Origin of the sequence: Streptomyces sp. A0958, from assembly GCF_004795035.1 — a bacterium.
Taxonomy (GTDB): domain Bacteria; phylum Actinomycetota; class Actinomycetes; order Streptomycetales; family Streptomycetaceae; genus Streptomyces.
The window spans coordinates 1-23,597 of the sequence record NZ_SSBK01000021.1; the positions used below are offsets into that span (position 1 = coordinate 1).

Here is a 23,597-nt window from a genome sequence, read left to right on the forward strand (position 1 = left end):
CGAGCGTGGTCGGGGCGCGCATGCCACCGAACACGGCAGGCATCGCCCCGTGGCGCAACATCGCCAGGTCATCGATGCTGTCCGCACCGGCTGCCATGCCCGCGACGATGCTGGTGACCTTGGCATCCGCCGCAGCCCCCGCCCCGTTCCTCGCCCCGTTCAGCTTCACCTTCTCGGCCACCAGCCGGGACAGCCCGCACCGCTCGGCCAGCCGCAGCACCGGGACCAGCCCGCCATACGCGATCAGATTCGGGTCATCGAACGCAGCGGAGACCGCCGCCGGAGTATGGGAAACTTGCATCTCGGAAGTGCCTTGCTGATCGTGCGTGCTGGAAGCCTGAAGAACTCCCATCATCGCAGGTCACAAGGCACTTTCTCGTTCCAAGAAAAGTTATCCACAGGCATCGATTCGGCGGATCAAGGCTTAGGGTCGGGGGATGGGCAGCGCAGCGCAGCAGCGGATCAGTCCGGTTTTCCTTGGCATCGCCGCCGTGACCGCCGTGGCCGGGTGGGGGGTGTGGACGGACTTCGCGGCGCAGCCCGGGTTCGCGACGTTTCTGTTCGTCACCGGGGCCTGGGTCGTGTCGCTGTGTCTGCATGAGTACGCGCATGCCAGGACCGCGCTGCACAGCGGGGACATCTCGATCGGGGCCAAGGGTTATCTGACGCTGAATCCGCTGAAGTACACCCACGCGCTGCTGAGCATCGTGTTGCCGGTGCTGTTCGTGATCATGGGAGGGATCGGGCTGCCGGGTGGGGCGGTCTTCATCGAGCGGGGGCGGATTCGGGGGCGGTGGAGGCACAGTCTGATCTCGGCGGCGGGGCCGCTGACCAATGTGCTGTTCGCGCTCGTGTGCACCGCGCCGTTCTGGCTGCACGCGCTGGACGGGGTTCCGGCGGCCTTCCGGAACGCGCTGGGCTTCCTGGCGCTGCTCCAGGTGACGGCGGCGATCCTGAACTCCGTCCCGGTGCCGGGGCTGGACGGCTACGGGGTGATCGAGCCGTGGCTGTCGTACTCCGTGCGGCGGGCGGTGGAGCCGATCGCGCCGTTCGGGCTGATCGCGGTCTTCGCCCTGCTGTGGGTTCCCGAGCTGAACGCGGTCTTCTTCGACGCGGTCTACGCGGTGCTGAGGTCGCTGGGCGTGCACGGGTTCTGGGTGGACTGCGGCCTGGACGCCTACCGGTTCTGGCAGGGGGCCAATCCGGTGTGCGAGATGGGCGGGTGAGTATCGCGCCGCTTGGCCCGGGCCCCTCCCGCACGAGGACGGCCGGCACGACATGCACCCGCACGCCCGTGTCCGGGGCCGCTGAGAGCTGTCCCGCGATCCGGAGCAGTTCGCCGTGTACGGAAGACGGCACACAGGACGAACGAGCCGCGGATGGGCTGGTATTACTGGTGCATGCATGAAGAGACGGCGCGGTCCGCGATCGACACGTTCATCTCCGCGTTCAACGCCTCGGACGACGGCTATGTGACCGAGCTGCTCTCCCAGGCCCTCACCTCGGACGTGATTTTCTGGGGACCGCTGGGCCGCAGCGAGGGGATCGAGGCGGTTGAACGGTTCGTGCTGGACATCCGGCGCCACCCGGCGGGGGCCGGCACGATGGTGCGCTGCTCGGCGGTGGACATGCCGGACGAGTGGGCCCGGTACCGGTGGGTCTTCACCACGCCCGATGGAGGTCCCCGACTAGCGGGAACGGACGTCGTCCATCTGCGGCGGAGCCTCATCGACCAGGTCATCGTCTTCGCGGGGGAGATCAAGCCCTCCGGCACCTGAATCTTGCAGTAGCGCGTCCCGTCACGGCACTGGGCCCAGTGCGTCACCGGGGCGCCGCGAGACGGGCGCGACCCGGGCGGTGGCCCTACAGGCTCTGGTCCGCCGGCTGCCGGGGGGTCTCGGCGCGGCGGCGGCGCAGGTAGTACCAGGCCATGTTGGACGAGAGCCCGACGAGCAGCACCCAGACGGCCCCGATGAGCCACATGCCCTCCACGAAGGACGTCACGGCCGCGGCAACGGCGAGGACGCAGACGATGAGGGCGTAGAGAGCGAGGCGGGGCATGGGGGTGGCTCCTGTCGGGGGATGATGCGCGGTCCCCTCCAGTGTCCCCCATGCCCCCGGCCGCCCGGAGCAGGGTGGGCCCGGCAGTGGGCCCGGCGGCGGGCCCGGCAGTGGGCCCGGCAGTGGGCCCGGCAGTGGGCCCGGCAGTGGGCCCGGCAGTGGGCCCGGCAGTGGGCCCGGCAGTGGGCCCGGCAGTGGGCCCGGCAGTGGGCCCGGCGGTGGGCCCGGCGGTGGGCCCGGCAGTGGGCCCGGCGGTGGGCCCGGCGGTGGGCCCGGCTCACACGTCGGTGGTCCGCAGTCCGGCGTGGGCCTTGTAGCGGCGGTTGACAGAGATCAGGTTGGCGACCAGCGACTCGACCTGGTGGGCGTTGCGCAGCCGGCCGGCGAAGATGCCGCGCATGCCGGGGATGCGGCCGGCCAGGGCCTGGACGATGTCGGTGTCGGCGCGGGTCTCGCCCAGCACCAGCACGTCGGTGTCGATCTCCTCGATCGCCTCGTCCTGGAGCAGCACCGCGGACAGGTGGTGGAAGGCGGCGGTGACGCGGGAGTCCGGCAGCAGGGCGGCGGCCTGTTCGGCGGCGCTGCCCTCCTCCGGCTTCAGCGCGTAGGCGCCCTTCTTGTCGAAGCCGAGCGGGTTGACGCAGTCGACGACCAGCTTTCCGGCCAGCTCCTCGCGCAGCGACTCCAACGTCTTGGCGTGCCCGTCCCACGGCACCGCGAGGATCACCACGTCGCTGTCGCGGGCGCACGCGGCGTTGTCCGCGCCCCGCACGCCGTGCCCCAGCTCCTGGGCCGCCGCCTCGGCGCGGTCCGTGGCGCGGGAGCCGATGATCACCTGCTGGCCGGCGCGGGCGAACCGGTAGGCGAGGCCGCGCCCCTGCGGGCCGGTGCCGCCGAGCACGCCGATGGTCAGGCCGGAGACGTCGGGCAGGTCCCAGGGGTCCTTGGCGGGGGGCTTGGACGCGCTGCCGCTCTCATTCGTAGTCATGGCCTCGACACTACTGCCAGGTACGGGGTGAGGACCCTGTGTCCCCGGCCAGTGGGACGGATCACCGGACAGCCTTCCGGACCGCCACCCGTACGGACGATTGCGCGGCCGTTCGCCCGTGGCGGGGTCCGGGCTCGTGCATGATGCCGGGCCATGGATGCCGTACGTGTGGCGCTGCTGCGTGAAGTGCTCGCCAGGACCCAGTGGCCGGCCGCCGCCCGGCAGTTCGCCGGGGCCCTGCGCTCCTCCGTGGTCCCGCACGGCGGCGGGCTGCTGCTGGTGGGTACCGAGGTGTACGAGCCCTGGCACCTGGCGGCCCATCTGGTCGACGAGTCCACCTGGTCGGGGCTGCCCGAACTCCGGCCCACCCTGGTACGCCACCGGGTGGAACCGGACGTCCCGGCGCACCTCTCGGTCGGCCTCGGCCGGATCGAGGCGGCCGGGCGGGGCGAGACGCTGCTCGTGGTGGTGCCGGAGCGGCCCGGCGAGGGGCTTCTCGAGCGGGTCCACGACGCCCGCCGGGCCGGGGCGACGGTCCTCTCGCTGGACAACGGCGATCCGCAGGTGCGCGGGCTCGCCCATGAGGCGCTGTCCGTGACGGACGGCGACGACGTGGACCTGGACACCGTCCAGCACCTGGTCAGCGCCGCCGCCGGGGAGAACGGCACGCCCGTCCCGCGCGGCGGCCGGCGCACGTTCCGCGACCGGCTCTCCCGCCTCGCCGACCAGCTGACCGCCCCTCCGCCCCCTCGGTGGTGAGGTGAGGGGGCGCCGCCCTGAGCCCGGCGCCCGGGGCCGTCCCCAGCCACTGCGCGAATACCGTTTGCATTGGGCACGTATCCCGACAGACCATGTCTCCTCGTGACCTCTCGCTCCTCCCTCGCCACCAGGCTTGCCGCGCTCCTTCCCGATCTCTCGCCGTGGCGGTCATCGGCCGACTTCCGGCTGTTGTGGGTGCAGGGGCTCGTCACCTACTTCGGCAGTTTCATGGCGCTGATCGCGCTGCCCCTCCAGATCAAGGACCTCACCGGCTCCCCCCTCGCCGTCGGCGCGATGGGCGCGGTCGAGCTGGTGCCGCTCGTCATATGCGGCCTGTACGGCGGCGCGCTCGCCGACTCCGCCGACCGGCGCAAGATCATCCTGGCCACCGAGGCCGGGCTCGGGCTGCTCGCCCTGGTCCTCCTCGTGAACGCGGCCCTGCCCGACCCGCTGCTGTGGCCGCTCTACCTGGTGGCGGGCGGCGTCTCCGCGCTCGCCGGGCTCCAACGGCCCGCCCTGGACTCGCTGATGGCCCGCATCGTGCCGCACGAGCAACTGCCCGCGGCCGCCGCCCTGAACGCGCTGCGGTGGCAGGCCGGGGCGATCATGGGCCCGGCGCTGGCGGGCCTGGTGGTGGCCTACGCCGGGCACGCCACCGCGTACTCCGTCACCGTGGTCACCTTCGCCGTCTCCGTGCTGATGTGCCGCAGGCTCGCCCCCGCGCCGCCCGCCGAGAAGGGGCAGAAGCCGTCGCTGCGCGGCATCGTGGAGGGTGCGCGCTACGCCTGGAGCCGGCCGGTGCTGCTCGGGACGTACGCGATCGACATGGCCGCGATGTTCTTCGCCTTCCCCAACACGATCTTCCCGTTCCTCGCCGACGAGCTGGACGCCGAGTGGTCGCTCGGCCTGATGTACGCGGCGGGCTCGGTCGGCTCCCTCGCCCTCGGCCTGACCAGCGGCTGGACCTCACGGGTGCGCAGGCACGGGCTGTTCGTCGTGTTCGGCGCCGCCGTCTGGGGCACGGCCATCGCGGCGGCCGGCTGGTTCGGCAACGTGTGGCTGGTGCTGGTCTGCCTCGGGTTCGCCGGGGCGGGCGACATGCTCAGCGGGCTCGGCCGCTCCACCATCTGGAACCAGACGATCCCGGAGGAGCTGCGGGGCCGTCTCGCGGGCATCGAGGTGCTTTCGTACAGCGCCGGGCCGCAGCTCGGCCAGGTCCGGGCCGGCGGCATGGCGGGGTGGACCGGAACCCGGCCCGCGATCTGGACCGGCGGCGTGGCCTGCGTCGCCTCCGTGGCGCTGCTGGCGGCGGCGCTCCCCAAGCTCCTCACGTACGACTCGGCGACGGACGAGGACGCGCTGCGCAGGCGCGCGCAGGGCGCGCGGCACGCGCGGGAGGCGGACGGCGCCCAGGGCGCGGAGGGCCTGGACGCGGCGCCGGCGGGCTGAGCCGGGGCCGGGGGCCCGGGCTCACGTGCCCCCGGGCGCCCGACGGGCTCGCTCAGCCGGCCGCCTCGCCCTCGTCCGGGCCCGGGCGGTCGTGCCACTTGGGGTCGGTCTCCCACTCCAGGTTCCGCTCCCGGGCCGTCTCCATCGCGTGCTGCGCCTCCTGGCGGGTGGCGTACGGGCCGAAGCGGTCCTTGGCCGGGCACTCCGGGCCCTCCTCGACCTTCTTGTGCTCCAGGCAGTAGAACCACTCGCCCGGCTTGCCGACCGTGCGCTTCTTGAACAGGGCCATCGTCCGTTCCTTTCCTCTGTGCCATGCTGCCCCAGACACGCTGGTTAGACTCGCTGGCATGTCTGGCCAGTCGCTGCTTGTACCAGGGGAGCTCACTCCCGTCCGTTCCGTGCCCGGAAACATCCGGCGCCCCGAGTATGTGGGCAAGCCCGCCCCGACGCCGTACACCGGCCCGGAGGTCCAGGACGCCGACACCGTCGAGCGCATGCGCATCGCGGGACGGATCGCCGCGCAGGCGATGGCCGAGGCGGCCAAGCACATCGCCCCAGGCGTCACGACGGACGAACTCGACCGCGTCGCCCACGAGTTCATGTGCGACCACGGCGCCTACCCGTCGACGCTGGGCTACCGGGGCTTCCCCAAGTCGCTGTGCACCTCGCTCAACGAGGTGATCTGCCACGGCATCCCGGACTCCACGGTGCTGCGCGACGGCGACATCGTGAACCTCGACGTGACCGCGTACATCAACGGCGTGCACGGCGACAACAACGCCACCTACCTCTGCGGCGACGTCGACGAGGAGTCCCGGCTGCTCGTCGAGCGCACCGAGGAGTCGCTGAACCGGGCGATCAAGGCGGTGCGGCCGGGCCGGCAGATCAATGTGATCGGGCGGGTCATCGAGTCGTACGCGAAGCGCTTCGGGTACGGCGTCGTACGGGACTTCACCGGGCACGGGATCAACACCTCGTTCCACTCCGGGCTGATCGTGCCGCACTACGACAGCCCGCGCGCCACCACCGTGATGAAGCCCGGCATGACGTTCACCATCGAGCCCATGCTGACGCTCGGCAGCCACGACTACGACATGTGGGACGACGGCTGGACCGTGGTGACGAAGGACCGCAAGCGCACCGCGCAGTTCGAGCACACGCTCGTGGTGACGGAGACCGGAGCGGACATCCTCACGCTGCCGTAGTCCCTGCGGCGGGTATCAGCACCTCCCGGCACCACTGGCGGAAGCCGGTGGGGGCCGGGGTGGTCAGGGCCCGCCATTCCGCGTCGTAGACGCCGTTGTCCTGGGCGTCCGCCATGTCGAACAGGCCCTGCGCCCAGGCCTCGCTCATCCCGTACCGCACCATCGCAGCCTTGTACGCCTCGCGGTCGGACTGCTCGAAGCGGACCGGGCGCTCCAGGGCCTCCGACAGGACCCGGGCCATGTCCTCGGGTGACAGGGAATCGGGGCTGATCACCGGGACGGCTGCCTGCCCGGACCAGGAGTCGTCGGCCAGGAGTCGGGCGGCGGTCGCGGCGATGTCGCGGGTGGCGACGAGCGCCAGGGGGCGGTCAGCGGCCACCGGCAGGGAGAGCACGCCCTGCGCCGTGAGCGCTTCGGCCTGGTGGAGAAGGTTCTCCATGAAGAAGGGCATGGCCAGGGCCCGGTAGCCGACCCCGGTGCTCTCGATCAGCTCGTCCATCGCGAACGCGGCCGACAACTGCCCGGCGCCCGGGCCGTAGGCGCGGCCGAGGCTGCTGACGCCGACGACACGGCGGACGCCCTGCACGCGGATGGCCTCGCAGGCCGGGCGGGTGAAGCCGAGGTAGTGCTCCTGGATGTCGTCGGCGACGGGGTTCGGCGGGACCAGCCACAGGACGCTGTCGGCGCCCTTGAACGCCCGGGCGAGGATCTGGGGGTCACTGTGGGAGCCCCGGACGATCTCGGCGCCGCGGCGCGCCCGCGGGGTGAGCCGGGCGGGGTCGCGGGCGATCACCCGGACTTGCCGGCCGTCGTCGAGCAGCGTGTCGAGGACCTGGCGGCCGATCCGGCCGGTGGGAGCGGTAATGACGATCACGGAAGCCTCCGGGGCATGGTCGCGGACAGGGATGTGGCGCGTCGGCCGGTCACCGGCCGCACACCGTTTCCGCTGATAACGATTGCACGCTAACGTCGATACCGCAAACCGCTAACATAATTCCGTTATCATCGGAAACCATGGAGATCGATCGCCCCACCCCCACCGGGAACAACCGCCAACGGATCATCGCCGCCGCCACCCGGCTGCTCGCGGAAGAGGGGCGCGAGGCGGTGTCGACGCGCGCGGTCAGCGCCGCGGCCGGCGTCCAGGCGCCCACGATCTACCGGCTCTTCGGCGACAAGCAGGGCCTGCTCGACGCCGTCGCCGCGCACGGCTTCGCAAGCCATCTCGGCGAGAAGGACTCCCTCGAACTCACGGGCGACCCGGTGGAGGACCTGCGCACCGGCTGGAACTTCAACACGGAGTTCGGCCTGGCCAACCCGGCCCTGTACACCCTGATGTACGCCCAGCCCAGCCCCGGCACCCCCTCCCCCGCGGCCACCGCCGCGCTGGAAGTCCTCGCCACCCACGTCCACCGGATCGCCGAGGCCGGGCGCCTGCGGATCGACGAGACGCGCGCCACCCACCTGGTGCACGCCGTGGGCGGCGGCACCACCCTCTCCCTCATCGCCACCCCCGAGGACCACCGGGACATGAGCGTGTCCCACCTGGCGCGGGAAGCGGTGATCGCCGCGATCACCACCGAGGCCCCGACCACCCCTCCCCCCGGCCCCGCGGCGGCGGCGGTCGCCCTGCACGCCCTCCTCCCCCGGACCGGCGCGCTGACCGCGGGCGAGCGTGCCCTGCTCGCGGAACTGCTCGACCGCATCTCGGCGGCACCCGACGAGGGCGCCTGACGAACGTCCCGTAAGCGCGTCCCCCAGTGCCACAGCGGCGTCAGAGTTACCGACAAGTCGTCGGCAAGGAGTTGACTTAGGTATGCCTAAGTAGGAAGATCGAGCCATCGGCAGGCGCTGCGGCGGGCAACTGCGGCGGGCCGATATTTCCGTCTCTTTCTAGACTTCCCGTCCCCCTCGGCCCCGGAGGCCCGCCTTGGACGCAACCGTCACCGCCACGCCCTTCTCGACGCTGATCCGCGCCGCGTCGCACGAGCAGCACACCGAGGCGGAGACCTCGACCTTCATGAGCGATCTGCTCGGCGGGCGCCTCGGCGTGGACGCGTACACGCGCTACACCGAGCAGCTGTGGTTCGTGTACCGCGCCCTGGAGGACGGCGCCCAGGCCCTGGCCGCGGACCCGGTCGCCGGGCCGTTCATACAGCCCGAGCTGATGCGCACCGCCGAGCTGGAGCGCGACCTCGCCCATCTGCGGGGCGCGGACTGGCGCGAGGGCCTGGAGCCGCTTCCGGCCACCGCCGCGTACGCCGCACGGGTCGCCGAGTGCGCCCGTACCTGGCCCGCCGGGTACATCGCGCACCACTACACGCGGTACCTGGGCGACCTGTCGGGCGGTCAGATCATCCGTGACAAGGCGGAGAAGACCTGGGGCTTCGCGCGCAAGGGCGACGGGGTGCGGTTCTACGTCTTCGAGGAGATCGGCAACCCCGCCTCCTTCAAGCGGGGTTACCGGGAGCTGCTGGACGCGGTGAACGCCGACGACCTGGAGAAGCAGCGGATCGTGGACGAGTGCAAGCGCGCCTTCGCGCTGAACACGGCCGTGTTCCGGGAGCTGGGCGAGGTGTTCCGGGCCGCCTGACGAGCCACCGGGGCCTGTCCGGCGGATCTTCGCGGGCCCGGCTGACAGACCCTAACCGTGGTGGGCCAGGAGGACCCTGCCGCCGATCTCGACCGTGCCGTCCGGCGCGGGTGCCGTGAGGATCTGGGAGCCGCGGCCCTGTGTGATGTTGAGCGCGCGACCCAGTTGGGCGCTCAGCAACAGGGCCGCGGCTCCCGTCGCCTCGTCCTCCGCGATGTTGTCGTCCCTGCGCGGGAACGCCCGCGCCCGGACCCGGCCCGCCGCCTCGTCCTCCCAGGCCCACGCGTAGAGCCAGCCCTCGCCGAGCGGCGGGGCCGGGAGCGCGTCGACCTCGGCGGCCGAGGCGTACCGCTGGAGGGTGCGCGGGGGCGCCCACTCGGGGCGGGCGGCGATCCAGCTGAACTCGCCGTCCTGGCGGGCGAACACGTCGCCCACCTCCAGCTCCAGGACCTCCAGGTCGAGCAGCCAGGCGGCGCCGACCACGGGGTGTCCGGCGAACGGCAGCCGGAGGCCCGGGGTGTAGATGTCGAGCTGTCCGCGCTCGGGGTCGTCGACGAACACGGTCTCGCTGAAGCCGAGTCGGCGCGCGAGTTCCTGCCGGGCGGGCCGGCCGGGGTGACGGCGCCCGTCGCGTACGACCCCGAGGGCGTTGCCGTGCCGGCCGTCGGGGCCGCAGAACACGCGCAGGACGTCGATGCCGGCGGGTACGTCGTAGTCGTTCACGTGCGCATTCAAGCATCACCGCCCGGGTACCCGCCCCACGAGAGGGCCGGTACCCGGGCGGTGGTGTCACCAGGTGCCGAGGTGTCAGGCGGTACGGCGGCGGCGGGCGACGACAACCGCACCGGCGCCGGCGGCCACGACCAGGCCCGAGGCGGCGAACAGCGAGCCCACCGGGATGTCGGAGCCGGTGGAGGCCAGGGCGCCCGAGCCGCCGACCGTACCGGCGCCGCCGACGCTGCCCGAACCGCCCACGCTGCCGCCGGTGGACGAGCCGCCGGTCGTGGACGAGCCGCCCGTGGTGGAGCCGGACGGGAGGGTGGCGTCCTTGTCCAGGGAGACCGCGACGGTCAGCGCGTCCAGCCGCTCGCCCGGGTCGTACATCGAGCCGAACGCCTTGGTGGCGCCGTCGGCGGTGAGGGTCGCCGGGACGCCGGTCAGGGTCACCACACCGTCCTTCGCGGCGAGCTTGCCCGCGGGCAGCTTCAGATCGGCGATGGCCAGAGCGGTGTAGCGGGACACCTTCTTGGACTGCCGGTCCTTGGCGGAGACGTCGGCGACGAGCTGGGCCCTGGTGCCGTCCGCCCGGATCGCCAGGTTGGTCAGCGACAGGTCGAGGGTGTAGGCGCCGTCCTCCTTGTGGCCGAGGAAGCGGACCTTGCCGCCGAACTCGGCCTTCAGAGCCTGCCCGGCGGCGTCGAAGCTGCCGGTGGCGTCGGAGAAGCGATAGCCGCCGGCGGTCGCGGTCGCGCCGCCCGTCGTCTCGATCTTCCCCTGGGCGATGGAGCCCGTGACGTACGAGCGGAAGGACGCCTTGACGCCCCAGTCCAGGGTGCCGTCGACGATCGGGCCGGACTCGACGGCCGGCTTGTCGGTGGCGGTCGCCGTGGCCGTCGGGCTGGGCTTCGTCGTCGGCTGCGTGGGCTCGGTGGGGGGCGCAGGTTCCGTGGGCTCCTCGGTCGGCGTCGCCGGGTCCGTGGGCTCCTCGGTCGGCGTCGCCGGGTCCGTGGGCTCCTCGGTCGGGGTGGGGGCCGCCGTCACGGTGAGCGTGGCCGGGTCGAGCGTCTCCCCTTCCTTGTACTGGCCGTTGAGGGCGTCGGAGCCGGCCTTGGTCAGCTTCGCGGGGATGTCCTTGAAGACCATCGCGCCGCCCGCGCCCTCGCCAGGCTTCACCGCCGAGAGGTCGAGGTCGGCGACGGCCACGTCGTTCTGCGTGCCCTGCGGAGTGGACACGTCGGCGGTGATCGCGCCGCCCTTGCCGGCCGTGGAGATCTTGACGTCCGAGAGCGTGATGTCCAGGACACCGCCGTGCGCGAAGAAGTTGACCCCGCCCTCGAAGGCGGTGTCGGTGCCGTGCGTGGGGGTGTCGTACGTGCCCTTGCCGTTGACGAAGGTGAAGACACCGTTGCCGTCGGCCTGGGTGGCGCCGTCCTTCACCGTGATCTTGCCGACGGCGCCGATGTACTTGCGGAAGGACTCCTTGAAGCCCCAGTCCAGCCTGCCGTCCTTCAGCTCGATCGTCGGCGCGGCGGCGGTGGCGTTGCGCGCGGAGCGGTCGGCCGCGAGGGCCGGGAGCGCCAGGGTGGCGCCGAGTGCGGCGGCGGTGGCGACGGCTGCGGCGAGGGTTATGGGGCGGCGGGTGGCTGCCATGATCGGTGGTCTCCTCAGGGGATGTGCGAAATCACGGGGGGAGTGATGGGAACGGGGGTGATGGGGACGGGGGTGGTGCGGAGGGGGGTGGTGCGGAGGGGGGTGGTGCGGAGGGGGGTGGTGCGGAGGGGGGTGGTGCGGAGGGGGTGGTGCGGAGGGGGTGAGGGGGTCAGGAAGAGGCGTCCGGCTTCGCGCGGTTGCGGCGTACGAGCATCAGCACGGCGACCGCCGCCGCGGCGAGCACTCCGGCGCCGCCGAGGGTCAGGTACAGACCGGTCCGCGAGTCGTCGTCCGCCTCGGCCGCGGTGGGGACCGCGGCGGTCTTCGTCGCCGGGCTGCTGGACGGTTCCGGCGTGGCGGTGGCGTCGCTGCCCAGGTCGGGCAGGGCGGGCAGCTTCGCCTTCGCGTCGGTGGCCACGGCGAGCGAGACCGGGTCCATCGCGGTGCCCGCCTTGTAGAGGGTGCCGAAGGCCTTGGCGCCGTCGGCGGTCAGCGTGGCAGGGGCCTCGGTGAGGACCGCGAGGCCGTCCTTCGGCGCGAAGTCCTTGGCGGTGAAGGTGACGAGCGGAACGGCCTTGGTGGTCGCGCCGTCGCTCAGGACGTCGGCGCGGAGCGTGCCCTTGCCCGCCTTCAGGGCCACCGCGAACCGGGACAGCTTCAGATCGAGGCCGTCGGCCGCGGTGAAGCGGACGCTGCCAGCGAAGGTGGCCGCCAGGCTCTGCTTCTCGGGGTCGTACGTGCCCTGCCCCTTCGGGAAGCGGAAGAGCGCGCCGCCGTCCTGGGCGCCGTCGGCCAGGGTCCACTCGCCCTTGCCGATCGACCCGGTGACGTACTCGCGGAAGGTACGGCGCACGCCCCAGTCGACGGCGCCGTCCTCGAACGGGCCGGTCGCGGTCCTCTTCTTCGGCGCGGCGCTCCTGCCGGGCGTGGCCGAGGACTTCGACGGGCTGGGCTTCGCGGCCGGGCCCATGGTGTCCACGGAGAGGCTGATCGGGTCCAGCGGCGTACCGGCCGTGTAGTAGCCGGCGAAGGACTTGGCGCCCTGTGCCGTCAGCGTGGCCGGGATGTTGGTGAGGGCGATGGGGGTGGAACCGCCCCGCATGTCGATCCCGGACAGGCCGAGCGTGGCCAGCGGGACCTGGGCGGCGGAGGTGACGCGTCCGCTCCCCCGTTCCCTGCTGACCATGTCCGCGTACAGGGTGCCGCTGCCGCCCTGGATGCGGACGGTGGGGCGGCTGATGGTGAGGTCGAGTTCGTAGGAGCCGTCGGACTTCTTGTGCCCGGTGAAGTGGACACCGCCCGAGAAGCCGGCCCGGAACGTGCCGCTCGCCGGATCGTAGGAGCCGGTCGCGGAGTGGAAGCGGAACTGGCTGGCGCCGACTGTGGCGGCGCCGCCGGTCAGCCCCCAACTCCCCTGGGCGATCGGGCCCGTGACGTAGCTCTGGAACGAGGACTTGATGCCCCAGTCCAGCCGTCCGCCCTGCACCGTGCGGCTCGCCGCTTGCGCGGCGGTCGCCGGGAGCAGAGCGCCAAGCAGGACCGCGAGAAGCGCGACGGCGAGGGCGCGGGCAGGTCTGAACGGTGGCATGGGGCCCCTCCGAGGTCTGGAAACACAGGTAAGGCTAACCTAAGATATGTGCATCCTGTGTCGGTACCCCCCTTCCGTCACATTCTTCGCAGACCTCACCAACTGCTCGCCGTAGTACGAGCCGCACAACGACAGGACGGTGCCCCGTGCGCTTCTCGCAGGACTTCGCCCCGCCGGGCCGCAGCGCCCGGCGGACCGGGCGCGGGCGCACCGGCGTCCTGGCCACCGCCCTCGCCCTGGCCTCGGCCCTGCTCCTGTCCGGCTGCGGCGGTACGGGGTCGCCCTCGGCGAAGTCCGAGGGAACCGGGGCCTCGTCGGCGGCGGACGCCGACCGGATAGAACCGCTGGCCGGCACGGCCGCCCCCAAGCTCCCGGTGACCGTCACGTCGGCGGACGGCAAGCGGACCACCGTCACATCGGCGGACCGGATCGTGCCGCTGACCGGCAGCCTGAGCGAGATCGTGTTCACGCTGGGGCTCGGCAAGCAGGTCGTGGCCCGCGACATCACCGCCGCCTTCGAACAGGCCGCGAAGCTTCCCGTGGTGACCCGGGCTCACGACGTGTCGGCCGAGAGCGTCCTGTCGCTGAAGCCCACCGTGGTCCTCGCGGACACCACGACCGGCCCGGCCGAGGCGATCGGCCAGATCCGCGACGCCGGCGTTCCGCTGGTGGTCGTCGAACCCGCCAAGGAACTCGCCGACGTGGGCCGCCGGATCGACACCGTGGCCGCGGCGCTCGGCGTGCCGCAGTCCGGCGAGACCCTGAAGAAGCGCACCCAGGACCGTATCGACGCCGTGCGCGAGACCGTGCCCGCACCGGCCGACGGGGCCGAGAAGCCGCGCGTCGCCTTCCTCTACCTGCGGGGCTCCGCGTCCGTCTATCTGCTGGGCGGCCGGGATTCCGGGGCGAGTTCGCTGCTGGAGGCGGCGGGCGCGGTCGACGCGGGCAAGGAGTCCGGTTTGAAGAAGGACTTCACCGCCATCACCAGCGAGGCCCTGGCCAAGGCCGCCCCCGACGCGATCCTCGTCATGACGAAGGGCCTCGACTCGGTCGGCGGCATCGACGGCCTGGTGAAGATCCCGGGCGTCGCCGAGACCCCGGCCGGGATGGACCGGCGGATCGTCTCCGTCGACGACGGGGTGCTGTTGAACTACGGCCCGCGCACCGACCGCGTACTGAACGAACTGGTCGCCCAGCTCTACCCGGAGAGCGGGTCGGGCAAGTGACCACCTCCAGCGAAGCACCCGCCAAGGCTGCCGGGGCGGAACCGGTCCCCGCCCCGCCCCGCGCCCGGCGCTCCACCGCCGTCACCCTCACCGCCGGACTGCTCGCCGCGCTGGTCCTGGGCTGCCTGCTGTCCGCCGGGCTCGGCGCGTACAACATCCCGCTCGGTGACGTCCTCGCCTCCGTCCAGCACCGGATGGGGCTCGGCGGGCACGCCCTGGACCGGGTCGGCGAGAGCGTCCTGTGGAACGTACGGCTGCCGAGGGTCGTCCTCGCGCTGCTGGTCGGCGCCTCGCTCGGCTGCGCGGGCGCCCTGATGCAGGGCGTGTTCGGCAATCCGCTCGCCGAACCCGGCGTCATCGGGATCTCCGCGGGCGCGGCGGTCGGCGCGGTCGCCTCGATCGCGCTGGGGCTCAGCTTCTTCGGCAACTGGACCATCACCGTCTGCGCGTTCGCCGCCGGCCTGCTGACCGTGCTCCTGGTGTACACGCTGTCGCGGTCGGGCGGCCGGACCGAGGTGGTGACGCTGATCCTCACCGGGATCGCCGTCAACGCCTTCGCGGGCGCGCTGATCGGACTGTTCGTCTTCTTCGCCGACAACGCCCAGGTCACCCAGATCACCTTCTGGCAGCTCGGCTCGCTGGCCCAGGCCACCTGGCCCAAGGTGCTGGCCGTCCTGCCCTGCGCCGCCCTGGGGTTGCTGATCGCCCCGTTCTACGCGCGCAAGCTGGACCTGCTCGCGCTCGGTGAGCGGCCCGCCCGGCACCTCGGCGTCGATGTGGAACGGCTGCGGCTCGTGCTGGTGCTCGTCGTGGCGCTGCTGACGGCGGCCGCGGTGGCGGTCGCCGGGATCATCTCGTTCGTCGGGCTCCTGGTGCCGCATCTGCTGCGCATGGCGAACGGGCCCGGTCACCGCTTCCTCGTCCCCGGCAGCGCGCTCGGCGGAGCCCTCGTCCTGGTCGCGGGCGACCTCGCGGCCCGTACCGTCGCCGACCCGGCGGAGCTGCCGCTCGGTGTGCTGACGGCACTCTTCGGCAGCCCGTTCTTCTTCTGGCTGCTGCGCAGAACCCGTCGCAAGCAAGGTGGTTGGGCATGAAGACGCTGCGGACCCTCTTCGCCCCGCACAGCCGGCAGCTGCCCGTGCGGGTACCTGCCGGTGACCCGGTCGCCGAGGTGAGCGGGCTGCGGGTGCGGCTCGGCGGGCGGCAGGTGCTGGAGTCGATCGACCTGACCGCGCACGCGGGCGAGGTGGTGGCGCTCGTCGGCCCGAACGGGGCCGGGAAGTCCACCCTGCTGGCCGCCCTCGCCGCCGACCTGCCGGCCGAGAGCGGTGCCGTACGCATCGACGGGCGGCCGGTCACCGACTGGTCCGCCCCCGAACTCGCCCTGCGCCGCGCCGTCCTGCCGCAGACCGCGGCCCTCGCCTTCCCGTTCCCGGTGGAGGACGTCGTACGGATGGGGCGCGCGCCCTGGGCGGGTACGGGCCGGGCGGACGAGGACGATCCGGCGGTCGCCGCCGCGATGGCGGCCACCGAGGTCACCGAGTTCGCCGGACGCCCCTTCTCCGCCCTGTCCGGGGGTGAGCGGGCCCGGGTCGCGCTGGCCCGGGTGCTGGCGCAGCGGGCCCCGCTGCTGCTGCTGGACGAGCCGACCGCCGCGCTGGACCTGCGCCACCAGGAGCTGGTGCTGCGGATCTGCCGGGAGCGGGCCGCCGCCGGGGACGCGGTCGTCGTCGTCCTGCACGATCTGGGGCTCGCCGCCGCGTACGCGGACCGGGCGGCCGTACTGCACGAGGGGCGGATCGCGGTGGCGGGGCCGCCGGCCGAGGTGTTCTCCAGTGAGCTGCTCGGCAAGGTGTACCGGCAGCCGGTCGAGGTGTTCCCGCACCCGCGGACCGGGGTGCCGCTCGTCGTGCCGGACCGCACCGCTTGACCTGGGCATTACCAGTGCGGGGTTCGTCCATGGGTCGGCCGTGATCGCACCGTTCCCGGGCCCGCGCGGTGAGAGCTGAATCACTGCGCGGGCGGGTATCGGGCAGGTAAGCCTCGGTTAAGTTAGGTCCGCCTCACTCACCTTTGTCCGACCCTTCCCGCCTTCTCCTTCATCCTCATGTGGAGCCCGTATGCGAGCCGTTCGTCTCTCCGTCGTCACCGCTGCCGCCACCGTGGCCGCTCTGACCGCTGTCACGGGCTGCGCCGAGAAGAGCGACGGCAAGGGTGAGGGGGCCGTCCAGGTCGTCGCCAAGGACGACTCCTGCGAGGTGTCCAAGAAGAAGCTGCCGGCCGGTCACATCGAGCTGGCCGTGCAGAACAAGGGCTCCAAGGTCACCGAGGTCTACGTCCTGTTCCCGGACGACCGCATCGTCGCCGAGCGCGAGAACATCGGCCCCGGCACCAAGGCCACCATCACGGCCGAGATCAAGGCCGGTTCGTACGAGGTCGCCTGCAAGCCCGGCATGAAGGGCCACGGCATCCGCCAGAAGATCGAGGTCAGCGGCGGCAAGGTGGCCAAGCGCAGCCCCGAGATGGACAAGGCCGTCGCCGCGTACCGCACCTACGTCCAGGCGCAGGCCGACGAGACGCTGCCGAAGGTCAAGGTCTTCACGGACGCCGTCGCCGCCGGTGACATCGAGGCCGCGAAGAAGGCGTACGCCGACTCCCGCATCGGCTGGGAGCGCACCGAGCCGGTCGCCGAGTCCTTCGGTGACATCGACCCGAAGGTCGACGTGCGCGCGGACGGCCTGGAGGACGGCCAGAAGTGGACCGGCTGGCACCGCCTGGAGAAGGCGCTGTGGCAGGACAAGAAGCTGGGTGACGAGGAGAAGGCCCTCGCCCCGGCCCTGTACAAGGACCTGGTCGACTGGCAGAAGCGGGTCGGCACCGCCGAGATCACCCCGACCTCGATGGCCAACGGCGCCAAGGAGCTCCTGGACGAGGTCGCGACCGGCAAGGTCACCGGCGAGGAGGAGCGCTACAGCCACACCGACCTGGTCGACTTCAAGGCCAACGTCGAGGGCGCCGAGCAGTCCTACCAGTTGCTGAAGCCGATCGCCTCGAAGAACGACGCCGCGCTCACCGCCACCCTGGACAAGCGGTTCGCGGCGCTGAACAAGCTGCTCGACAAGTACCGCAAGGACACCTCCTCGTACGAGTTCACCTCCTACGACAAGGTCGGCAAGGCGGACCGCAAGGAGCTGTCGGACGCGGTCAACGCGCTGGCCGAGCCGCTGTCCAAGCTGGCCGCCGCGGTGACGAAGTAACGGGCCGGAAAGAGGTTGCGGGGATGTCCGAGGAGACGCGGCAGACACCGGCCGGAGACGGGAAGCCTTCGCCGGGCGCTCCCTCGCGGCGGGCGCTGCTGGGCTGGGGCGGCGCCGGTCTCGCGGTCGGCGCGGTGGCCGCCGGCGGTACGGTCGCCGCGGTCCGCTCCCCAGAGGCGCCCGTGGCCGCCGCGGACAGCGGCGCCGCGGTGCCGTTCCACGGCGCGCACCAGGCCGGCATCGCCACCGCCGTCCAGGACCGGCTGCACTTCGCCGCGTTCGACGTGACGACGAAGGACCGGGCCGAACTGGTCGCGCTGCTCAGGGAGTGGACCCGGGCGGCCGAGCGGATGACCGCCGGCCACGCGGTCGGCGACGGCGCGTACGGGGGCCTGCCCGAGGCGCCGCCGGACGACACGGGCGAGGCGCTGGGCCTCAAGCCGTCCCGGCTGACGCTGACGCTCGGCTTCGGGCCCTCGCTGTTCGCCAAGGGCCGCTTCGGCCTGGAGGACCGGCACCCGGACGCGCTCGTCGACCTGCCGAAGTTCCCCGGCGACAACCTCGACAAGTCCCGCAGCGGCGGCGACCTGTGCGTCCAGGCGTGCGCGGACGACCCGCAGGTCGCCGTGCACGCCATCCGCAACCTCGCCAGGATCGGGATGGGCCGCACCGCGATCCGCTGGTCGCAGCTGGGCTTCGGCAAGACGTCCTCCACGACGCCCGACGCCCAGACCCCGCGCAACATGCTCGGCTTCAAGGACGGCACCCGGAACATCTCCGGCACCGACACCGCCGCCCTCGACCGGCACGTGTGGGCCGGGGCCGAGGACGGGGCGGACTGGATGACCGGGGGTTCGTACCTGGTCGCCCGGCGCATCCGGATGCACATCGAGACCTGGGACCGCGCCTCGCTCCAGGAGCAGGAGGACGTCTTCGGCCGCGACAAGGGCGAAGGCGCTCCCGTGGGCAAGTCGAAGGAGCGGGACGAGCCGTTCCTGAAGGCGATGCTGCCGACCGCGCACGTGCGCCTCGCCCACCCGGACAGCAACGACGGGGCGATGATCCTGCGCCGCGGCTACTCCTTCACGGACGGCACCGACGGCCTCGGCCGGCTCGACGCGGGGCTGTTCTTCCTCGCCTACCAGCGCGACACCCGCAAGGGGTTCGTCCCCCTGCAACGGCGGCTGGCGGCACACGACGCACTCAACGAGTACATCCAGCACGTGGGTTCGGCGCACTTCGCCGTCCCGCCGGGCGTCCGCGACACGGACGACTGGTGGGGCCGGGCGCTGTTCTCGTAACGGGACTCGAAGCGGAAAGGGAACCGAAACGTGTTCAGCAACTTCCTGATCGGCCTGCGCGAGGGGCTTGAGGCCAGCCTGGTCGTCTGCATCCTCATCGCGTACCTGGTGAAGACCGGAAACCGCGACAAGCTGCCGCCGATCTGGATCGGTGTGTCCATCGCGGTCGTGGTCAGCCTGGCGTTCGGCGCGGGGCTCGAATTCGGCTCGCAGGAGATGACGTTCAAGGCGCAGGAGGCGCTCGGCGGTTCGCTGTCGATCGTCTCGGTGGGCCTGGTGACGTGGATGGTCTTCTGGATGCGGCGCACCGCGCGCCACCTGAAGGCGGAGCTGCACGGCAAGCTCGACGCGGCGCTCGCGATGGGCACCGGCGCGCTCGTCGCCACCGCGCTCCTCGCGGTCGGCCGGGAGGGCCTGGAGACCTCGCTGTTCGTGTGGCGGGCGGTGCACGCGGCGGACGACGGCTGGCATCCGATGATCGGCGCGGTGCTGGGGATCGTCACGGCGGTCGTGCTGGGCTGGCTGTTCTACCGGGGCGCGCTGAAGATCAACCTGGCGAAGTTCTTCACCTGGACCGGCGGGATGCTGGTGGTCGTCGCCGCGGGTGTGCTCGCCTACGGGGTGCACGACCTCCAGGAGGCGGAGTTCCTGGGCGGTCTGCGGAACGTCGCGTTCGACATCAGCGACACGATCCCGCCGGACAGCTGGTACGGAACCCTGCTGAAGGGCACGTTCAACTTCCAGCCGGACCCGACCGTCCTCCAACTCACGGTGTGGGCCCTGTATCTGGTCCCGGCCCTCGCGCTGTTCCTGTCCCCGGTAGGGTTCGGACGGTCAGTGGCGACGGATCAGAAGGCGCGGAAAGCAACGGATGAGAAGTCTGAAGCCGGCACGGCCGGTGACGGGACTCGCGGTGGCGACGGTGCTGGGCTTGACGGCGAGCGGGTGCATGACGGTGCACGGCGAGCTGGAAGTCGTACCGGCGGCGACGAAGTCTGAGGCCGCGCAGGCCCTGAGGGAGTTCACCGCCGCGTACAACGCCGCGGACAAGGCGTACGATCCGGCGCTCGACGCCGACCTGGTGACGGGCTCGCTCGGCGCCATCAACCAGGCGGGGCTGAAGGCCCGCCACACGATCGAGCCGACCGGCAACGCCCGGCACCAGCCGCTGGAGCTGACGGACGCCCGCTTCGTCATCCCGAAGAAGGCGGGCTGGCCGCGCTGGTTCCTCGCCGACACGGACTCCAACCGGGACGCGGGCGATCAGGACACCCGCTGGCTGCTGGCCTTCGTCAAGTCCGGCCCCGACGCGGGCTGGAAGGCCGCCTACCTGTCGGTCGTCGCCCCGGACCGGATACCCGTCCTCGCGAAGGACGGCGACGGCCGGGCCGAGCCGGTCGCGGCGGACGGCACCGACCTGGCCGTGGCCCCGAAGGACCTGGGCACGCGGTACACCCAGTACCTGCAGAAGGGCACGCCCGATGTGTTCGCCCCCGGCGCCGCGACCTCCCAGTGGCGCGACGCCCGGCTGAACACCAAGCGGGCCGGGTTCTCGTACCAGTACGTCGACCAGCCGCTGGACAGCGGCATGTACGCGCCCCTCGGGCTGGCCACCGAGGACGGCGGGGCGCTGGTCTTCTTCAGCAGCAAGCACTTCGAACGGCAGACCGCGGCGAAGGGGCTGCGCCCCACCGTGGAGCCCGATGTGGAGGCGCTGCTCACCGGTGAGGTGAAGAGCACCCTGACCAAGGAGCGGGTCTCCAGCCAGCTGGTGTACGTCCCCGGGAAGGGAGCCGAGGCGCGCAAGGTGACCGTGCTGAACCGGCTGCCCGGCCTGACGGCGGCGAAGGGCTCGTAGGGCCTGTCCAGCAGATCTTCGGGGGCCCGCTCCCGGTTACCGGCGCAGCGGCCAGGCCACCGCGTCGTGGTCGACGTCACTCTGCTCGGCGGAGCCCACGAACCGCGCGCACGCGTCCGTCAGCGTCTCCAGCAGCGTCAGCGGGTCGGGCAGCGGGTGCTCGGGGCCCCGCAGCCAGGCGACGTCCTGCTCCCCGGGGAGCAGGGCGGGCGGCAGCAGCACGTAGCTGCCCCGGCAGTGCCAGCGCAGGCCGGGGTGCTCGTCCATCGTCTCGGGGTGGCAGTCCAGCTCGCACGGCCACCACTCGTCCTCGTCCTCCGGCGTGCCGCGCGTCGCCGTGAAGAAGAGCATCCGGTCGTCGCCGGAGCGGGCCACGGGGCCGACCTCGACTCCGGCTTCGAGCAGCCGCTCCAGCGCCTGGGCGCCGGCGGACAGCGGGACGTCGAGCACGTCGTGGACCATGCCGGTCGCCGTGATGAAGTTGGCCTGCGGCTGGCTGGCGGCCCAGCGCTCGATCTGGGCGCGGTCGGTGGTGGACTGCGTCTGCCAGGCGAAGGAGATCGGATGGCGGGCCGGGGTGGGACAGCCGATGCGTTCGCACGAACATCGGTAGCCGACCGGGTGGGCGGCGGGCGCGATCGGCATTCCGGCTTCGGCGACAGCCAGGAGCAGCGCCTCCCGTGCGGTGTCGTCGACCTCGCGCTGCTGCGGTTTGGGTCGTCGCCGCAGCCACTGGGAAAACTTGCTCTCTGAGCCGCGATTACGGCCGAAATCGGCGCCCATCTATCCCCTTGCCTTTGCGTTGCCCCTGCCCATGGTCCCACCATCCTGCGCCTCGGGTGGCCAGAGTCCGGAAGCGGGGTGGGACGGCCGATGCCGCACGGTGGGCACTATCACATGCTTTGTCACGAAAGAGCGTGTATGCACCCCGTTCGGAGTCGGGAAACGGCGCACACGGCCGTTCCGCGCCCGACCGAACCACCCGATCGGACCACTGTGCCGGGGGCCCCGTACGGCGCACCATGGGCTCACGCACACACCCGTGCGACGCACCGGCCGCAGCGGCCACCAGCCGCCGCGACGATTTTCGTGAGGAGCCTTCGTTGCCTCGTGAAGCCACACCCCGGCACTTTCTGATGTGTGCCCCTTCCCACTTCAGGGTGACGTATTCCATCAATCCCTGGATGGACCCCACCAAGCCCGTCGACCTGCCGCTGGCGCAGACCCAGTGGGAGGACCTGCGCGACCGCTACCGTGCGCTCGGCCACACCGTCGACCTGCTGGAGCCGCGGCCCGACCTGCCCGACATGGTCTTCGCGGCGAACGGGGCCACGGTGATCGACGGCCGGGTGCTGGGCGCCCGGTTCGCCTACCGGGAACGGTTCGAGGAGGCCGCCGCCCACCGCGACTGGCTCCGCGGCCACGGCTTCACCGAGATCCATGAGCCCGACCACGTCAACGAGGGCGAGGGCGACTTCGCGGTGACCGACTCGTACGTCCTGGCCGGCCGGGGCTTCCGGTCGAGTCCGCTCTCGCACGCGGAGGCGCAGGAGTTCTTCGGCCGTCCGGTGATCGGTCTCGATCTGGTCGATCCGCGCTACTACCACCTCGATACGGCCCTGAGCGTGCTGGACGAGGCGGCCGACGAGGTCATGTACTACCCGCCGGCCTTCTCACCGGGCAGCCGCGCGGTGCTGGCCCGGCTCTTCCCGGACGCGCTGATCGCCGGGGAGGCGGACGCCGCGGCGCTCGGTCTGAACGCGGTGAGCGACGGGCGCCACGTGCTGCTGCCGCAGGCCGCGACGGGCCTGTTCGACCCGTTGCGGGCGCGCGGTTTCGAGCCGGTGCCGATGGACCTGAGCGAGCTGCTGAAGGGCGGCGGCAGCGTGAAGTGCTGTACGCAGGAGCTGCGCGCCTAGGCGGCGTCCTGCGGGGGCGGCCAGGCGTCGCCCCAGTCGGTGTCCCGGGCGGCGCGGTACAGCTCGCCGTGCCGCTTGGTGACCGTGGCCCGTTCCAGGCCCTCGTCGCGGGTGCAGAGCTCCAGGAGCACCTGGCCCTTGCGGATCTGCGGTCGTCGGATGACCCGGGCGGCCACGGGCCGGGGGGCGAAGCGGGTGGCGACGACGTAGCTGAACTTCTCGTCCTCGTACGGCAGCGAGCCGCCCTTGACCTGGCGGTGCAGGGAGGAGCGGCTGACCCGGGCCGAGAAGTGGCACCAGTCGGTGCCCGGCTCGATGGGGCAGGCGCCGCTGTGCGGGCAGGGCGCGGCGACGGTGAGCCCGGCGGCGGTCAGCCGGTCGCGGGCCTCGATGATCCGGGCGTAGCCGTCGGGGGTGCCGGCCTCGACGACCACGACGGCCTGGGCGGCTGCCGCGGCGGCGTCGATGAGCGCGGTGCGGGCCTGGCCGGTGAGCTCGTTGAGTACGTAGGAGATCGTCACCAGGTCCGTGGCGGCGAGGTCCAGGTCCTTGCCGATGCGGGCGCGCCGCCACTCGGCGGTGCGCAGGGCGGGCGGGGCGGAGGCGCCGGCCAGTTCGCGGCCCAGGGCGAGCGCGGGTTCGGCCCAGTCCAGGACCGTGGTGCGGTGGCCCTCCCACTCCCCGGCGACGGCCCAGCTCGCGGCCCCGGTGCCGCCGCCGACGTCGGTGTGCGTGGCGGGCGCCCAGTCGGGGGCGGCCGCGCGCAGGGCGTCGAGGGCGGCCCGGACGGCTTCGAAGGTGGCCGGCATCCGGTACGCGGCGTACGCGGCCACGTCCGAACGGTCGCGGAGCACCGGGGCGTCGGTGGGGATCGTGCCCCGGTAGTGGGCGATGAGCCGGTCGACGGCGGTGCCCGCCTGCTTGGGCGGCAGCCCGTCGAGGAGTCCGGCCAGGGCCGCGCGCAGGGCTTCCGCGGTGGGGAGGGTGGCGTTCACCGAGGAATTGTAGGCGGGCGGGAACCCG

The 23,597-nt window shown here is 72.3% G+C and carries 24 protein-coding genes and 1 pseudogene; 15 read left to right on the forward strand and 10 right to left on the reverse strand.

Features of this window, described 5'->3' with window-relative positions; genetic code table 11:
- Positions 1-352, reverse strand: a pseudogene (locus tag E6P78_RS20565) (hypothetical protein); the annotation flags it as partial.
- Between the two features lie 85 nt (positions 353-437).
- On the opposite strand from E6P78_RS20565, the gene E6P78_RS20570 reads away from it, so the two are divergent.
- Together E6P78_RS20570 and E6P78_RS20575 are read left to right on the forward strand one after the other, a co-directional pair.
- The gene (locus E6P78_RS20570; RefSeq protein WP_136205098.1) at positions 438-1,226 is read left to right on the forward strand and encodes a site-2 protease family protein; all 789 of its coding nucleotides are present in this window, start codon (positions 438-440) and stop codon (positions 1,224-1,226) included.
- Positions 1,227-1,400: 174 nt separating this feature from the next.
- A complete protein-coding gene (locus tag E6P78_RS20575; protein ID WP_136205099.1) occupies positions 1,401-1,778 on the forward strand; it encodes a nuclear transport factor 2 family protein in 378 nt (125 codons plus the stop codon).
- An 85-nt stretch (positions 1,779-1,863) separates the two neighbouring features.
- On the opposite strand, the gene E6P78_RS20580 is transcribed toward E6P78_RS20575, so the two are convergent.
- Both E6P78_RS20580 and npdG read right to left on the reverse strand, forming a co-directional pair.
- A complete protein-coding gene (locus tag E6P78_RS20580; protein WP_136205100.1) occupies positions 1,864-2,061 on the reverse strand; it encodes a hypothetical protein in 198 nt (65 codons plus the stop codon).
- Between the two features lie 277 nt (positions 2,062-2,338).
- Complete coding sequence (npdG, locus tag E6P78_RS20590) at positions 2,339-3,049, reverse strand: NADPH-dependent F420 reductase (protein ID WP_136205101.1); 711 nt, start codon at positions 3,047-3,049, stop codon at positions 2,339-2,341.
- A 153-nt stretch (positions 3,050-3,202) separates the two neighbouring features.
- Between npdG and E6P78_RS20595 the strand changes: the two genes are divergently transcribed.
- Positions 3,203-3,808 carry a hypothetical protein gene (locus E6P78_RS20595; protein WP_136205102.1) on the forward strand — a complete coding sequence of 202 codons (606 nt, stop codon included), beginning with the start codon at positions 3,203-3,205 and terminating at the stop codon, positions 3,806-3,808.
- 102 nt (positions 3,809-3,910) lie between these two features.
- Positions 3,911-5,257, forward strand: coding sequence for an MFS transporter (locus E6P78_RS20600; protein WP_136205103.1), 1,347 nt, complete (start codon positions 3,911-3,913; stop codon positions 5,255-5,257).
- A gap of 52 nt (positions 5,258-5,309) precedes the next feature.
- Here the strand turns inward: E6P78_RS20600 and E6P78_RS20605 are convergent, their stop codons facing one another.
- Entirely contained in the window at positions 5,310-5,546 is a 237-nt protein-coding gene (locus E6P78_RS20605) for a hypothetical protein (protein WP_168712662.1), read from the reverse strand.
- Between the two features lie 58 nt (positions 5,547-5,604).
- Here E6P78_RS20605 and map point away from each other — a divergent pair, with 58 nt between their 5' ends.
- On the forward strand, positions 5,605-6,462 hold the full coding sequence (gene map / locus E6P78_RS20610) for a type I methionyl aminopeptidase (protein WP_136205105.1): 858 nt from the start codon (positions 5,605-5,607) through the stop codon (positions 6,460-6,462).
- Here the strand turns inward: map and E6P78_RS20615 are convergent.
- Positions 6,449-7,336: an NAD(P)H-binding protein gene (locus E6P78_RS20615; RefSeq protein WP_136205106.1), complete on the reverse strand. Its 888-nt coding sequence runs from the start codon at positions 7,334-7,336 to the stop codon at positions 6,449-6,451. The two genes, map and E6P78_RS20615, sit on opposite strands and share 14 nt — an antisense overlap.
- Positions 7,337-7,476: 140 nt before the next feature.
- Here E6P78_RS20615 and E6P78_RS20620 point away from each other — a divergent pair, with 140 nt between their 5' ends.
- Together E6P78_RS20620 and E6P78_RS20625 are read left to right on the forward strand one after the other, a co-directional pair.
- Entirely contained in the window at positions 7,477-8,196 is a 720-nt protein-coding gene (locus E6P78_RS20620) for a TetR/AcrR family transcriptional regulator (RefSeq protein WP_136205107.1), read from the forward strand.
- 196 nt (positions 8,197-8,392) lie between these two features.
- A complete protein-coding gene (locus tag E6P78_RS20625) occupies positions 8,393-9,055 on the forward strand; it encodes a biliverdin-producing heme oxygenase (RefSeq protein WP_136205108.1) in 663 nt (220 codons plus the stop codon).
- 51 nt (positions 9,056-9,106) lie between these two features.
- Here E6P78_RS20625 and E6P78_RS20630 read toward each other — a convergent pair whose 3' ends face one another.
- The 3 genes from E6P78_RS20630 to E6P78_RS20645 form a co-directional block, all read right to left on the reverse strand.
- Positions 9,107-9,778, reverse strand: a complete 672-nt coding sequence (locus tag E6P78_RS20630; protein WP_136205109.1) for a PhzF family phenazine biosynthesis protein — start codon at positions 9,776-9,778, stop codon at positions 9,107-9,109.
- Between the two features lie 84 nt (positions 9,779-9,862).
- Entirely contained in the window at positions 9,863-11,425 is a 1,563-nt protein-coding gene (locus E6P78_RS20635) for an HtaA domain-containing protein (protein ID WP_136205110.1), read from the reverse strand.
- Between the two features lie 169 nt (positions 11,426-11,594).
- Complete coding sequence (locus E6P78_RS20645) at positions 11,595-13,013, reverse strand: HtaA domain-containing protein (RefSeq protein WP_136205111.1); 1,419 nt, start codon at positions 13,011-13,013, stop codon at positions 11,595-11,597.
- A 146-nt stretch (positions 13,014-13,159) separates the two neighbouring features.
- Here E6P78_RS20645 and E6P78_RS20650 point away from each other — a divergent pair, with 146 nt between their 5' ends.
- The 7 genes from E6P78_RS20650 (at position 13,160) to E6P78_RS20680 (ending at position 20,655) form a co-directional block, all read left to right on the forward strand.
- On the forward strand, positions 13,160-14,239 hold the full coding sequence (locus tag E6P78_RS20650) for an ABC transporter substrate-binding protein (protein ID WP_136205112.1): 1,080 nt from the start codon (positions 13,160-13,162) through the stop codon (positions 14,237-14,239).
- Complete coding sequence (locus E6P78_RS20655) at positions 14,236-15,333, forward strand: iron ABC transporter permease (protein WP_136205113.1); 1,098 nt, start codon at positions 14,236-14,238, stop codon at positions 15,331-15,333. The genes E6P78_RS20650 and E6P78_RS20655 overlap by 4 nt, the downstream gene beginning before the upstream one ends.
- Positions 15,330-16,169: a heme ABC transporter ATP-binding protein gene (locus tag E6P78_RS20660; RefSeq protein ID WP_136205114.1), complete on the forward strand. Its 840-nt coding sequence runs from the start codon at positions 15,330-15,332 to the stop codon at positions 16,167-16,169. Before E6P78_RS20655 ends, E6P78_RS20660 begins: the two co-directional genes overlap by 4 nt.
- A 190-nt stretch (positions 16,170-16,359) precedes the next feature.
- Positions 16,360-17,496, forward strand: coding sequence for an iron uptake system protein EfeO (gene efeO / locus E6P78_RS20665; protein WP_136205115.1), 1,137 nt, complete (start codon positions 16,360-16,362; stop codon positions 17,494-17,496).
- Between the two features lie 23 nt (positions 17,497-17,519).
- Positions 17,520-18,797, forward strand: a complete 1,278-nt coding sequence (gene efeB, locus E6P78_RS20670) for an iron uptake transporter deferrochelatase/peroxidase subunit (protein ID WP_136205116.1) — start codon at positions 17,520-17,522, stop codon at positions 18,795-18,797.
- A 30-nt stretch (positions 18,798-18,827) separates the two neighbouring features.
- Positions 18,828-19,796 carry an iron uptake transporter permease EfeU gene (gene efeU, locus E6P78_RS20675; protein ID WP_136205117.1) on the forward strand — a complete coding sequence of 323 codons (969 nt, stop codon included), beginning with the start codon at positions 18,828-18,830 and terminating at the stop codon, positions 19,794-19,796.
- Entirely contained in the window at positions 19,747-20,655 is a 909-nt protein-coding gene (locus E6P78_RS20680; RefSeq protein ID WP_136205118.1) for a hypothetical protein, read from the forward strand. The genes efeU and E6P78_RS20680 overlap by 50 nt, the downstream gene beginning before the upstream one ends.
- Before the next feature lie 36 nt (positions 20,656-20,691).
- Here the strand turns inward: E6P78_RS20680 and E6P78_RS20685 are convergent, their stop codons facing one another.
- Positions 20,692-21,438: a bifunctional DNA primase/polymerase gene (locus tag E6P78_RS20685; protein WP_136205119.1), complete on the reverse strand. Its 747-nt coding sequence runs from the start codon at positions 21,436-21,438 to the stop codon at positions 20,692-20,694.
- Between the two features lie 320 nt (positions 21,439-21,758).
- On the opposite strand from E6P78_RS20685, the gene ddaH reads away from it, so the two are divergent.
- On the forward strand, positions 21,759-22,574 hold the full coding sequence (gene ddaH, locus E6P78_RS20690; protein WP_206307860.1) for a dimethylargininase: 816 nt from the start codon (positions 21,759-21,761) through the stop codon (positions 22,572-22,574).
- Here the strand turns inward: ddaH and E6P78_RS20695 are convergent.
- The gene (locus E6P78_RS20695; RefSeq protein WP_136205121.1) at positions 22,571-23,569 is read right to left on the reverse strand and encodes a small ribosomal subunit Rsm22 family protein; all 999 of its coding nucleotides are present in this window, start codon (positions 23,567-23,569) and stop codon (positions 22,571-22,573) included. The genes ddaH and E6P78_RS20695 overlap by 4 nt on opposite strands.
- Positions 23,570-23,597 lie beyond the last annotated feature (28 nt).

Bases quoted from the DNA above. Each gene is read 5' to 3' on its own strand.
- E6P78_RS20570 (WP_136205098.1), top strand. From the start codon at position 438: ATGGGCAGCGCAGCGCAGCAGCGGATCAGTCCGGTTTTCCTTGGCATC.
- E6P78_RS20575 (WP_136205099.1), top strand. From the start codon at position 1,401: ATGCATGAAGAGACGGCGCGGTCCGCGATCGACACGTTCATCTCCGCG.
- E6P78_RS20580 (WP_136205100.1), bottom strand. From the start codon at position 2,061: ATGCCCCGCCTCGCTCTCTACGCCCTCATCGTCTGCGTCCTCGCCGTT.
- npdG (WP_136205101.1), bottom strand. From the start codon at position 3,049: ATGACTACGAATGAGAGCGGCAGCGCGTCCAAGCCCCCCGCCAAGGAC.
- E6P78_RS20595 (WP_136205102.1), top strand. From the start codon at position 3,203: ATGGATGCCGTACGTGTGGCGCTGCTGCGTGAAGTGCTCGCCAGGACC.
- E6P78_RS20605 (WP_168712662.1), bottom strand. From the start codon at position 5,546: ATGGCCCTGTTCAAGAAGCGCACGGTCGGCAAGCCGGGCGAGTGGTTC.
- map (WP_136205105.1), top strand. From the start codon at position 5,605: ATGTCTGGCCAGTCGCTGCTTGTACCAGGGGAGCTCACTCCCGTCCGT.
- E6P78_RS20620 (WP_136205107.1), top strand. From the start codon at position 7,477: ATGGAGATCGATCGCCCCACCCCCACCGGGAACAACCGCCAACGGATC.
- E6P78_RS20635 (WP_136205110.1), bottom strand. From the start codon at position 11,425: ATGGCAGCCACCCGCCGCCCCATAACCCTCGCCGCAGCCGTCGCCACC.
- E6P78_RS20645 (WP_136205111.1), bottom strand. From the start codon at position 13,013: ATGCCACCGTTCAGACCTGCCCGCGCCCTCGCCGTCGCGCTTCTCGCG.
- E6P78_RS20660 (WP_136205114.1), top strand. From the start codon at position 15,330: ATGAAGACGCTGCGGACCCTCTTCGCCCCGCACAGCCGGCAGCTGCCC.
- efeO (WP_136205115.1), top strand. From the start codon at position 16,360: ATGCGAGCCGTTCGTCTCTCCGTCGTCACCGCTGCCGCCACCGTGGCC.
- efeB (WP_136205116.1), top strand. From the start codon at position 17,520: ATGTCCGAGGAGACGCGGCAGACACCGGCCGGAGACGGGAAGCCTTCG.
- E6P78_RS20680 (WP_136205118.1), top strand. From the start codon at position 19,747: ATGACGGTGCACGGCGAGCTGGAAGTCGTACCGGCGGCGACGAAGTCT.
- E6P78_RS20685 (WP_136205119.1), bottom strand. From the start codon at position 21,438: ATGGGCGCCGATTTCGGCCGTAATCGCGGCTCAGAGAGCAAGTTTTCC.